At 66.7% G+C, this 11,443-nt stretch carries 9 protein-coding genes; 1 reads left to right on the plus strand and 8 read right to left on the minus strand.

Translation table 11 applies throughout. The annotated features are described in order from the left end of the window. Positions 1-69: 69 nt before the first annotated feature. The 4 genes from C3E99_RS08980 to C3E99_RS08995 all read right to left on the minus strand — a co-directional run bounded on the left by C3E99_RS08980 (position 70) and on the right by C3E99_RS08995 (position 6,462). Complete coding sequence (locus tag C3E99_RS08980; protein WP_104959706.1) at positions 70-2,475, minus strand: ribonuclease R family protein; 2,406 nt, start codon at positions 2,473-2,475, stop codon at positions 70-72. A gap of 172 nt (positions 2,476-2,647) precedes the next feature. Further along, positions 2,648-4,174 carry an aminoacyl--tRNA ligase-related protein gene (locus C3E99_RS08985; protein WP_076075067.1) on the minus strand — a complete coding sequence of 509 codons (1,527 nt, stop codon included), beginning with the start codon at positions 4,172-4,174 and terminating at the stop codon, positions 2,648-2,650. A 40-nt stretch (positions 4,175-4,214) separates the two neighbouring features. Further along, positions 4,215-4,751, minus strand: coding sequence for a polyhydroxyalkanoate synthesis repressor PhaR (phaR, locus tag C3E99_RS08990; protein ID WP_067112679.1), 537 nt, complete (start codon positions 4,749-4,751; stop codon positions 4,215-4,217). A gap of 88 nt (positions 4,752-4,839) precedes the next feature. Continuing rightward, a complete protein-coding gene (locus C3E99_RS08995) occupies positions 4,840-6,462 on the minus strand; it encodes an MFS transporter (RefSeq protein WP_076075064.1) in 1,623 nt (540 codons plus the stop codon). Positions 6,463-6,619: 157 nt separating this feature from the next. Here C3E99_RS08995 and C3E99_RS09000 point away from each other — a divergent pair, with 157 nt between their 5' ends. Continuing rightward, positions 6,620-7,390 carry a cyclase family protein gene (locus C3E99_RS09000; protein ID WP_076075063.1) on the plus strand — a complete coding sequence of 257 codons (771 nt, stop codon included), beginning with the start codon at positions 6,620-6,622 and terminating at the stop codon, positions 7,388-7,390. A gap of 6 nt (positions 7,391-7,396) precedes the next feature. On the opposite strand, the gene C3E99_RS09005 is transcribed toward C3E99_RS09000, so the two are convergent. From C3E99_RS09005 to bioB, 4 genes are all read right to left on the minus strand, one after another. Beyond that, on the minus strand, positions 7,397-7,768 hold the full coding sequence (locus tag C3E99_RS09005; RefSeq protein WP_104959707.1) for a tRNA-binding protein: 372 nt from the start codon (positions 7,766-7,768) through the stop codon (positions 7,397-7,399). Between the two features lie 108 nt (positions 7,769-7,876). Beyond that, positions 7,877-9,964 carry an acetyl-CoA carboxylase biotin carboxylase subunit gene (locus tag C3E99_RS09010; RefSeq protein WP_104959708.1) on the minus strand — a complete coding sequence of 696 codons (2,088 nt, stop codon included), beginning with the start codon at positions 9,962-9,964 and terminating at the stop codon, positions 7,877-7,879. 1 nt (position 9,965) lies between these two features. Beyond that, positions 9,966-10,361, minus strand: a complete 396-nt coding sequence (locus C3E99_RS09015) for a hypothetical protein (protein WP_104959709.1) — start codon at positions 10,359-10,361, stop codon at positions 9,966-9,968. Next, complete coding sequence (gene bioB / locus C3E99_RS09020) at positions 10,358-11,389, minus strand: biotin synthase BioB (RefSeq protein WP_104959710.1); 1,032 nt, start codon at positions 11,387-11,389, stop codon at positions 10,358-10,360. The genes C3E99_RS09015 and bioB overlap by 4 nt, the downstream gene beginning before the upstream one ends. Between the last annotated feature and the right edge of the window lie 54 nt (positions 11,390-11,443).

Below are 11,443 nucleotides of genomic sequence, written 5' to 3' on the forward strand. Positions count from 1 at the left end.
TGTCTTCCGCGCAGGATCGTGCGCGCGGCCGCGATGCTTTGCAACCTTTCGGCGTAACGATCTTGCGCCTCAGCGCCGCCGCCCCTGATGCCGGATGTTCGCCGGGCGCCCGCGGCGGCCGACCGGATGCCGACCCTTGCCGTCGCGGCGCGGCGGGCGTTTCGCCGGCGGGCGATCCTCGGCGTCGGGCAGTTCGAAGCGCAGCGCGCCGCTGATCGGGTTCGCCTCCATCAGGCGCAGGTCGAGCCGCTGGCCGACGCCATAGCTCACCCGGCCATGCTCGCTGTCGAGCGTCCGCGCCGCTTCGTCATAGAAGAAGCGCTCGCTGCCCAGCGTCGACACCGGCACCAGCCCGTCGCCGCCGAGCCCGTCGACCGTCGCGAAGAAGCCGAAGGGCTGCACTCCGGTGATCCGCGCCGGCACGATCTCCCCGACCTTCGTCGCCAGCCATGCTGCGACATAGCGGTCGACGGTCTCGCGCTCGGCCTCCATCGCGCGGCGTTCGAGCGCGCTGATCGCCTCGCCGATCCGCGACAGTCCCTTGCGGTCGGCCTCGCCCAGCCCGGTGCGCGCGGGCAGGTCCTTCGGCTTGCCCGGCGTCTCGAGCCGCCAGGCATCGACGAGCGCGCGGTGAACGATCAGGTCGGCATAGCGGCGGATCGGCGAGGTGAAATGCGCATAGCTGCCGAGCGCGAGGCCGAAATGGCCGGCGTTGGCGGGGCCGTAATAGGCCTGCGTCTGACTGCGCAGGATCGCCTCCATGATCTCGGGCAGGCGGTCGTCGCCCGAGAAGCCGTCGATCAGCCGGTTGAACACCGCGGGGGTGATCACCTGCCCCAGCGCGAAGCTCTGGTCGAAGGTGTCGAGATAATCCTTGAGGCTGACCAGCTTCTCGCGGCTCGGCGGCTCGTGGATGCGGTACATGACCAGCGATTTCTTCGCTTCGAGCGCCCTGGCCGCCGCGACGTTCGCCGCGATCATATAATCCTCGATCAGCCGGTGCGCATCGAGCCGCTCGCGCACGCGAATCTCCGCGATGCCGCCCTGCTCGTCGAGGATCACCTGCCGCTCGGGCAGATCGAGGTCGAGCGGCGCGCGGGCAGCGCGCGCCTTCGCGAGCAGAGCCCAGCAGCCCCAGAGATTTTTCAGAGCGGGCAGTATTTCCTCCCCGGAACGGGGAGGGGGACCATCCGCAGGATGGTGGAGGGGGGTAGCGGGATCAAGCGGCGGCGCGTCTGGCCGCCTGCCCCCTCCACCACCGGCTTCGCCGGCGGTCCCCCTCCCCGTTCCGGGGAGGATCTTGTCGGCATCGATCATCGCCTGCGCATCCTCATAGGCGATGTTGGCGCGCAGCCGCACCAGCGCGCGGGCGAAGCGCCACGCCGTCACCTTGCCGTGCCGGTCGACGGTCAGATGGCACGCCATCGCGGCGCGATCCTCGCCCGCCTTCAGCGAGCAGACGCCCGCCGACAGCGCTTCGGGCAGCATCGACACGACGCGGTCGGGGAAATAGACGCTGTTGCCGCGCCGCCGCGCTTCGCGGTCGAGCGCACCGTCGGGACGGACATAATAGCTGACATCGGCGATCGCGACGATCGCGCGCCAGCCGCCCTTGTTCGTTTCGTCGCTGTCGGGCGCGGCCCAGACCGCGTCGTCATAGTCGCGCGCGTCGCGCGGGTCGATCGCGACGATCGGCAGGTCGCGCAGATCCTCGCGGCCGTCGGGGGTGAGCGGCAGCTTCGCCGCGCGCCCGGCTTCCGCCAGCGTCTCCTCCCCGAACACATGCGGGATTTCGTGCCGGGCGATGGCGATCATGCTCAGCGAGCGCGGCGCGAACGGATCGCCGATGCGCTCGATCACCTTCGCCTTCGTCGCGGCGCCGCGCCCCGACAGTTCGGCGCGGACGAGGTCGCCGATCGCGGCGTCGCCCATCTCGGCGACCGCGAAATCGAAACGCGCGCGCTTGTCCGCGGGGCGCAGCCAGGTCATCGGCTTGCCGCCCGGTCCCATGTCGGACACGAGCACCCCGATGATGCTCTCGCCGCCCGACTGGAGCTTTTTCATCGGATGCGCGACATGGCCGCTGCCGCGCTCCTCGGTGCGCGCAAGGATGCGGTCGCCGACGCCGAGCGCGCCGCGCCGTCCCTTCTCCATCACCCGCACGCGCGGCGGCGGGCCGCTCGCTTCCCACCGCTCGGGCACCGCCCAGACGGCATCACCCTCCACCGCCGCGATGCGGAAGACGGTGACGCGGGGCAGCCCGCCATGCTTGTGAAAGGCGCGGCCGGGCGCCATGTCGACGAGCCCTTCGTCGGTCATGTCCTTGAGCAGCGCCTTCAGCGCGATCTTGTCGGCGCCGCGCACCGCGAAATGCTTCGCGATCTCCCGCTTGCCGACCGCCGCCTCGCTTTCCTCGATGAAGCGGAGGATCTGCTCGCGAGAAGGCAGGCCGGGTTGCGGTTTGGGCTTTTTCATCGCGGGTCGTCCAATGGATTCACGCGAAGACGCGAAGACGCGAAGAAGATCGCTCGGGCCGACAGCCCCCTACCCATCGTCCTCGATGCGGCATGGCGCGGCGCCGGAAAGAGAAAGCCGCCTCGCGGCAAGCACGACCTCTTCGCGACTTCGCGTCTTCGCGTGAAATAAATCAATAGGTCCGTCCGATCAGCACACGCTCGACTGCGGGCTCGCCCGTGAAGAAGCAGGCGCCGTCGGCAGGCGCCGCGTCCAGCGGCGTGTTGCGCATCGTCAGTTTGAGCGCCTTCAACTGCTCGACGATCCCTTCGAGCACCGCGCCCGTCGGCCGCGACCATTGGACTTCGACCCAGCCGGTGAACTTGTCGTCGCCGCCGAAATGCGCGGCAAGGTCGGTGACGTCGCGGCGGATGTTCGCGTCGAGCCGCTGCTTTGCCTCGGCATGGAGGCTCGCCTGAATATCTTCGAGCATCGCCACGGCGCCCGCGACGAAATCACCCTTCGCGACGAAGGCCGTGTTGAGCTTGCCGCTGTCCTGATAGAGGCGGTCGCGGCGGATCACCGCGACATTGCCGCCGGCGACGTCGCGCGGGCCGATCTCCAGCACGACCGGCGCGCCCTTCTTGACCCAGCCCCAGCGCTTGGCCTGCGCCTTGTTCGCGCTCGCGTCGAGCAGCACGCGCACCGGCTCGCGGAAGGCGTCGAGCGCCCGGAGTTCGGTTTCGAGCGCGCGGCAATAATCGAGGATCGCGGCGTCCTCGTCATTGTCGCGCAGCATCGGGACGATGACGATCTGATAGGGCGCGATGCGCGGCGGGCAGCGCAGCCCGTCGTCGTCGCCGTGCGTCATGATGACGCCGCCGATCATGCGCGTCGAGGTGCCCCAGCTCGTCGTGTGGCAGAGGCTGTGGCCGCCGTCCTTGTCCTGATAGCGGATGTTCGCCGCCTCCGCGAAGCCGGTGCCCAGATAGTGCGAGGTGCCGGCCTGCAGCGCCTTGCCGTCCTGCATCATCGCCTCGATCGAATAGGTCGCGACCGCGCCGGGGAAGCGCTCGTTCTCCGGCTTCTCTCCGGCGATCACCGGCATCGCCAGCACCTCCTCGGCAAAGGCGCGATACATTTCGAGCGCGCGCAGCGTCTCCGCCATCGCGTCCTCGCGCGTCGCGTGCGCGGTATGGCCTTCCTGCCAGAGGAATTCGCTGGTGCGCAAGAACATGCGGGTGCGCATTTCCCAGCGCACGACATTGGCCCACTGGTTGACCATCAGCGGCAGGTCGCGCCAGCTTTGCACCCAGCGGCTCATCGCCGAGCCGATCACCGTCTCCGACGTCGGGCGGACGATCAGCGGCTCCTCCAGCTTCGCCTCGGGGTCGGGAACGAGCTTGCCCTTACCGTCCGCGATCAGGCGATGATGCGTGACGACCGCCATCTCCTTGGCGAAGCCGTCGACATGATCGGCCTCCTTCTCGAAGAAGGACAGCGGGATGAACAGCGGGAAATAGCAGTTCTGGACCCCGGCATCCTTGATCGCCGCGTCCATCACTTTCTGGATGCGTTCCCAGATGCCATAGCCCCACGGCTTGATGACCATGCAGCCGCGCACGCCCGATTCCTCGGCGAGGTCAGCCTCCGCAATCACATCCTGATACCAGCCCGCGAAGTCGGCCTGGCGGGTTACGCTGAGCGCATGCTTGATCATCGTTCCTGTTTTCGTTCCTGGCGGGGCAAGAGGCCCCCGATTATTTCTTCCTGGCGAGTTCGGCCTTGAGCTCGGCGATCTCGGCCTTCAGCGCCGCGATCTCCGCATCCCTCGCCTTGCCGGCGCCGGGTATGAACGCACCCGCCGCCTGCTGGAACATTTCGAGATTGCGGCGCGTCAGTTCGGCGAGCGGGTTCTTCGACCCCAGCGCCCCCTCGAAAGCCGAGCGCACGTCCTGCTGATTCTTGCGGAAGGCCGCCATCGAGGCTTCGAGATATTGCGGGACGACGCCCTGCATCTTGTCGCCGTAAAGACCGATCAGGTGGCGCAGGAAATTCACCGGCAACAGCGTCTCGCCGCGCGTTTCGGTGTCCATGATGATCTGCGTCAGCACATTGTGCGTGATGTCGTCCCCGCTCTTGGCATCGACGACGCGGAAATCGCGGCCGTCGCGCACCATGGCGCCGAGGTCGTCGAGCGTGATGTAGCAGCTCCGCTCGGTATCGTAGAGGCGGCGGTTCGCATATTTCTTGATCGTGACGACATCGCCGTCCGCCGCCGTCTTGGACTTCGCCATGATGCCTCGCGCTCCTGAGGGGTCAAAGGGGTAAGGACGGGCATTAGCACCAAATTATGATGCATCGCAACATGCGCACGGGCCGGTATCAGCCGGGCTTGTCCCATTGCGCCTTGTCGGGTTCCTTCAGCCAGACGGCAGAGACGATGAAGGCGACGAGCACGACCCCCCACGTATACCAGAGCCCGGCATAGGCATCGCCGGTCCGGGCGATGATATAGCTCGCGATCAGCGGCAGGAAGCCGCCGAAATAGCCGGTCCCGATATGATAGGGGATCGACAGCGACGAATAGCGGACGTGCGGCGGGAACATCTCGGCCAGCAGCGCGGCGACGGGGCCATAGGTGAAGCCCGACAGCGCGCTGAGGCCGAGCAGCGCGAGCAGGATCACCGCGATGCCGCCCGCGCCGGGGACCTGCGGTTCGAAGTCGTAGCCCATCGCCTCGAGCGCGGGCTTGAGCAGCGCCGGGTCGTCGCTCGCGACCTGCTTGCCGCCGATGTGGATGTCGACGCTGTCGAAGGTGTTGCCGCTCGCGACGACCTTGTAGGGCACGCCGAGGCGGGTGAGTTCGCCCAGCGTCCGCGCGCACGCCGTCGCCTGCTGCTTCGCCATCGGGTCGAAGCTGCACTGCGACCCCGTCACCACGACCGGCGCGCGCTCGGCGGCGCGGTGCAGCGCGGGATTGGCCGCGCCGCCCATCAGCCAGAAGAGCGGGAAGAGCAGCATGAGCGTCGCGGCATAGCCCCAGACGATCGGCTTCTTGCGGCCGATGCGGTCCGACAGATGGCCGGCGATCAGGAAAAAACCCATGCCGAGCGCCGCGGCGGTGCCGACGATGATCTCCGCCGCGGTCTCCTCGACCTTCATCGGTCCCTTGAGCAGCGACAGGCCGGAGAACATCGCGGTGTACCAGATGACCGTCAGCCCCGCCGCGATGCCGAACAGCGCGACGAAGATGCGCAGCTTGTTGCCCGGATAGGTGAAGCTTTCCTTGAGCGGATTGCGCGCCAGTTCGCCCTCCGCCTTCATCGCGCGGAACACCGGGCTTTCGGACAGCTTCAGGCGCATCCACAGCGAGATGGCGAGCAGCAGCAGCGACAGCAGGAAGGGCACGCGCCAGCCCCAGGCGTCCCAGACCGCGTCGGACATCGCCGCCTTGCATCCCAGCACGACGATCAGGCTGAGGACGAAGCCGCCGACGACGCTCGCCTGGATGAAGCTGGTATAGAAGCCGCGCCGTTCGGGCGGCGAATGTTCGGCGACATAGATGGCGGCGCCGCCATATTCGCCGCCGAGCGCGAGGCCCTGGAGGACGCGCAGCAGGATGACGATCACCGGCGCCGCGATGCCGATCGTCGCGGCCGACGGGATCATGCCGACCCCGGCGGTCGCGACGCCCATCAGCGTGACGGTGATCAGGAAGGTGTATTTGCGCCCGAGCCGGTCGCCGAGAAAGCCGAACAATACCGCGCCGAGCGGCCGAAAGCCGAAGCCGACCGCGAAGCCGGCCCAGACGAGCAGCACCTCCAGCGTCGCGTTATCGCTGGGAAAGAAAGCCTTGCCGATGATCGCCGCCAGCGTGCCGTAGATGAAGAAATCATACCATTCGAAGACGGTCCCGGCCGACGAGGCGGCGATGACCATGCGAATATCCTTCGCGGTCGGCTGATAGGCCGCGCCGTGGTCGGCGCCGGCGGCTTGATCGGTCATATCCTCTCCCTGGCCCGTGCAGGATACGACGCCCCTCCCCGGAAGGCCTCCCCCCTGCCCGCCCGCTTCGCGGCGAACTTATGCCCCCTGTCTAATTCCCCCGCGCCGCCGCGCAAGCCTTCTTGGCGCCAGCGCCCGTTGATGGCAGACTGGCGCGATGACACGCTTCATCGACCTTTCGATCCCGATCACCAACGACGTCGTGTCCGACCCGCCGGTGATGCGTCCGCAGATCAGCTATATGACCCACGAGACGACGTGGGAGCAGATCGCGCTGTTCTTTCCCGGCCTGACGCGCGAAGACCTGCCCGACGGCGAAGGCTGGGCGGTCGAGAGCCTGACGCTGTCGACGCACAACGGCACGCACATGGACGCGCCGTGGCATTTCCACTCGACGACCGACAGCGGCGCGCGCGCGGCGCCGAGCATCGACGAGGCGCCGCTCGACCTGTTCTTCCGCCCCGGCGTGAAGCTCGATTTCTCCGACCGGCCCGCGGGCCATGTCGTCGGCGCCGCCGAGGTCGAGGCCGAACTCGCGCGCATCGGCCATGCGCTCCAGCCGCTCGACATCGTGCTCGTCCAGTCGGGCGCGATCTACGGCACCGCCGATTTCACCGATCAGGGTTGCGGCATGGGCGCCGAGGCGACGCTCTGGCTGACCGAGCGCGGCGTGCAGGTCGTCGGCACCGACGCGTGGAGCTGGGACGCGCCGTTCAGCCACACCGCGCGGCGCTGGGCCGAGACGCGCAACCCGTCGATCATCTGGGAAGGCCACAAGGCGGGACGGATCAGGCCCTATTACCAGATCGAGAAGCTGACCAACCTGGCCGCCCTGCCCCCGACCGGCTGGACGCTCTCCTGCTTCCCGGTGAAGATCGAACGCGCGAGCGCCGGGTGGATCAGGGCGGTGGCGCTGATCGACGATTGAGGCGCGTCAGAACAGCCGCGACCCGTTCGGTACCGGGCGGTCGGGGGCGAAGAGGATCACCGCGCCTTCGTCGTCGGCGAAGCCCAGCGTCAGCACCTCGGACATATACTTGCCGATCTGGCGCGGCGGGAAGTTGACCACCGCCGCGGCCTGCCGCCCCGGCAGCTCTTCGAGCGCGTAGCGCGACACGATCTGCGCGCTGCTCTTCTTCACGCCGATCGCGGGACCGAAATCGATCTTCAGCTTATACGCGGGCTTGCGTGCTTCCGGGAAAGGCTCGGCCGCGACGATCGTGCCGATGCGGATGTCGACGCGGAGGAAATCGTCGAAGGTGATCGGGTTGGCGGCTCCCGCCCCTTGATCGTGGTTGATGTGCATTCAACAAACTCCATTCGCCCTGAGCTTGTCGAAGGGCCGTTCTTCTCTTCAATGCCGTAGAAGGAAGGACGGTGCTTCGACAAGCTCGGCACGAACGGAATTGGAGAATCACTCCAGCTCCAATATCACCGCGTCGACCGCCAGGCTGTCGCCCTGCGCGGCGTTGACGCTCTTCACCACGCCGGTCTTTTCGGCGCGCAGGATATTCTCCATCTTCATCGCCTCGACCGTCGCGAGCGGCTGGCCCGCCTCGACGCTGTCGCCTTCGCCGACGTGCAGCGCGACGAGCAGGCCCGGCATCGGGCAGATCAGATATTTCGACAGGTCGGGCGGCACCTTCTCGATCATGTGCGACGCCAGCGGCGCGACATGCCACGGCAGCACGCGCACGTCGTGGATGGCCCCGCGCGTCGTCATCCGCCAGCCGGTGCGCGTCTTCGCCACCTTCACCGCCAGTTCGCTGCCGTCGATCTCCGCGACGACCAGCCGGTCGCCCGGCGTATATTCGAGCGCGATGTCGACCTTCTCGCCGTCGACCTTGATATGCTTGCGGCCGAGCTTCACCTTGTGGCTCGCGTCGCCGATCGTCACCTGCCATTTGGCGGGCGGATCGAGCCGGTCGCCGAGCTGACCGTCGACGCGCCGCGCGCGATCGGCCTCGGCGCTCGCCATGAAGCCCGCGATCGCCGCCAGCGCGCGCGTCACCGCTTCGTCGGCGGGCGCGCCGTGGAACCCTTCCGGATATTCCTCGGCAATGAAACCCGTCGTCAGCTCGCCCGAGCGGAAGCGCGGGTGCTGCATGATCGCCGAGACGAAATCGATATTGTGGCCGAGCCCTTCGAGCTCGAAGCGGTCGAGCGCCGCGACCTGCAGATCGGCGGCCTCGTCGCGCGTCTCGCCCCAGGTGATCAGCTTGGCGATCATCGGGTCGTAGAAGATCGACACCTCGCCGCCTTCGGCCACGCCATCATCGACGCGGATATAACCCGCCTTCTCATCTCCGTTCGTGTCGAGCGAAGTCGAGACACCAGGAAGTCGCGCACGACCGATGGGCATCTCGACTTCGCTCGATGCGAACGGGGCTTGATGGCGGCTTGCGGGAGGCGGCGAATAGCGCACAAGCCGCCCGGTCGAAGGCAGGAAGCCGCGATAGGGGTCCTCGGCATAGACGCGATTCTCGATCGCCCAGCCGTCGATCTTGATGTCGTCCTGCGTCAGTTCGAGCTTCTCGCCCGCCGCGACGCGGATCATCTGTTCGACCAGGTCGATGCCGGTGATCGCCTCGGTCACCGGATGCTCGACCTGAAGCCGGGTGTTCATTTCGAGGAAATAGAAGCTCTCGCCCGTCGGATCGGCGCCCGAGACGATCAGTTCGACCGTGCCCGCGCTGTAATAGCCGACCGCCTTCGACAGCGCGACGCACTGTTCGCCCATCGCCTTGCGCATCTTCTCGGTCACGAAGGGCGACGGCGCCTCTTCGACCACCTTCTGGTGACGGCGCTGGATCGAGCATTCGCGCTCGTTCAGATAGAGGATGTTGCCGTGCTGGTCGCCGAGGATCTGAATCTCGATATGGCGCGGGTTGAGGATGAACTTCTCGATGAAGACGCGGTCGTCGCCGAAGCTGTTCAGCCCTTCGCGCTTGACGCTCTCGAACCCCTCGCGGACGTCCTTTTCGTCATAGGCGAGGCGCATGCCCTTGCCGCCGCCGCCCGCCGACGCCTTCATCATCACCGGATAGCCGATCTCGTTCGAAATCTCGACCGCATGCTCGGTGTCGCGGATTTCGCCGACGAAGCCGGGGACGACGTTGACGCCCGCTTCCTTCGCAAGCTTCTTCGACTCGATCTTGTCGCCCATCGCGGCGATCGCGTTCACCGGCGGGCCGATGAAGGCGATATTTTCCTTGGCCAGCGCCTCGGCGAAGCTGGTGCGTTCGGACAGGAAGCCATAGCCCGGATGCACCGCCTCAGCCCCCGTCGCCTTGCAGGCTTCGATGATCCTGTCGGCGATCAGATAGGATTCGGACGCGGGCGACGGGCCGATGTGCACCGCCTCGTCGGCCATGCGCACGAAGGGCGCGCGCGCGTCGGCGTCCGAATAGACGGCGACGGTCGCAATGCCCATGCGGCGCGCGGTCTTGATGACGCGGCAGGCGATTTCGCCGCGGTTGGCGATCAGGATTTTCTTGAACATATTATGGCCTGTATCCCAAAATGACGTAGTGGTTATCGGCAGTGCGCCGCAGGTAGAAGTCGCCGGAGTAAGTCGGCTTCGGGTGTTCGCGATCGGGTTCCCATCCGGCACCGCTGCAATAGAATTGCATAACGCTGTGGCGGATTGGGTATGACTCGGCTGGAATCCCCTTCATGATCTTTTGCGCGGCAATGTTGCCAACGAGCCAGTCAGGCGCACCAAATGGCAGATCTTCTTCGTCGCTAAATGAGTAGGTTAGCTGACCTTTTACAACTACATCGCTTACCTCTCGGATACGGCTAATCTTTAACCGTTCCGGCTGATATCCACACGCCTCGGCCACGGGCGTGCACACGCCCAAGGCCGTCGCAACAAGGATAAGGCGCGCGATGCTCACTCCGCCGCCTCCATCCGCATCGGCTCTTCGCTCTCCATCGGGCGCAGCCCCAGCTTGGCGAACAGCGCGGCGTCTTTGCTATCGCCCGCGTTCGCCGTGGTCAGCAGCTTGTCGCCGGTGAAGATGCTGTTCGCGCCCGCCATGAAGCATAGCGCCTGCGTCGCCTCCGACATGCTCTCGCGGCCCGCAGACAGGCGAACCATCGACTTCGGCATCGTGATGCGCGCGACCGCGACGGTGCGGACGAACTCGATGTCGTCGATCTGCGCCAGCGGCGTATCGGCGAGCATGTCGCCGAGCACCGTGCCCTTGATCGGGATCAGCGCGTTGACCGGCACGCTTTCGGGATGCCGCGGCAGCGTTGCAAGCGCGTGGATGAAGCCGACGCGATCCTCGCGCGTCTCGCCCAGGCCGACGATGCCGCCCGAACAGACGTTGATGCCCGCCGCGCGAACCTCTTCCAGCGTGTCGAGCCGGTCCTGAAAGGTGCGGGTCGAGATGATGTTGCCGTAATTCTCCGGGCTCGTGTCGATGTTGTGGTTGTAATAATCGAGCCCCGCGACCGCGAGCGTCTGCGCCTGCTCGCGGGTGAGCATCCCCAGCGTCATGCAGGTTTCCATGCCCATCTGGCGCACGCCCTCGATCATCTCGACGATCGCGGGCATGTCGCGGTCCTTGGGGTTGCGCCACGCCGCGCCCATGCAGAAGCGCTGCGAGCCCGCATCCTTCGCCTCGGCCGCCGCCTGCAGCACGGCGCGGACGTCCATCAGCTTGGTCGCCTTCAGCCCCGTTTCGGCGTGCGCCGACTGCGAGCAATAGCCGCAATCCTCGGCGCAGCCGCCGGTCTTGATGCTGAGCAAGGTGCAGAGCTGCACCTCGCCGCGCGCATGGTGGCGCCGGTGGATGCCCTGCGCCTCCCACATCAGCTCATCGAACGGCAGGTCGAACAGCGCGGCGATTTCCTCGCGCGTCCAGTCATTGCGCGCCTCTCCCGCTCCGTTCGCATCGAGCAAAGTCGAGATGCCCATCGGTCGCGCACGACCTCCCGGTGTCTCGACTTCGCTCGACACGAACGGATGAGG

Origin of the sequence: Sphingopyxis sp. MG, assembly GCF_002953155.1 — a bacterium.
Lineage (GTDB): Bacteria > Pseudomonadota > Alphaproteobacteria > Sphingomonadales > Sphingomonadaceae > Sphingopyxis > Sphingopyxis granuli.

Bases quoted from the DNA above. Each gene is read 5' to 3' on its own strand.
- bioB (WP_104959710.1), bottom strand. From the start codon at position 11,389: ATGGGCATCTCGACTTTGCTCGATGCGAACGGAGCGGGAGAGGCGCGC.
- C3E99_RS08985 (WP_076075067.1), bottom strand. From the start codon at position 4,174: ATGATCAAGCATGCGCTCAGCGTAACCCGCCAGGCCGACTTCGCGGGC.
- C3E99_RS08980 (WP_104959706.1), bottom strand. From the start codon at position 2,475: ATGAAAAAGCCCAAACCGCAACCCGGCCTGCCTTCTCGCGAGCAGATC.
- C3E99_RS08995 (WP_076075064.1), bottom strand. From the start codon at position 6,462: ATGACCGATCAAGCCGCCGGCGCCGACCACGGCGCGGCCTATCAGCCG.
- C3E99_RS09000 (WP_076075063.1), top strand. From the start codon at position 6,620: ATGACACGCTTCATCGACCTTTCGATCCCGATCACCAACGACGTCGTG.
- phaR (WP_067112679.1), bottom strand. From the start codon at position 4,751: ATGGCGAAGTCCAAGACGGCGGCGGACGGCGATGTCGTCACGATCAAG.
- C3E99_RS09010 (WP_104959708.1), bottom strand. From the start codon at position 9,964: ATGTTCAAGAAAATCCTGATCGCCAACCGCGGCGAAATCGCCTGCCGC.
- C3E99_RS09005 (WP_104959707.1), bottom strand. From the start codon at position 7,768: ATGCACATCAACCACGATCAAGGGGCGGGAGCCGCCAACCCGATCACC.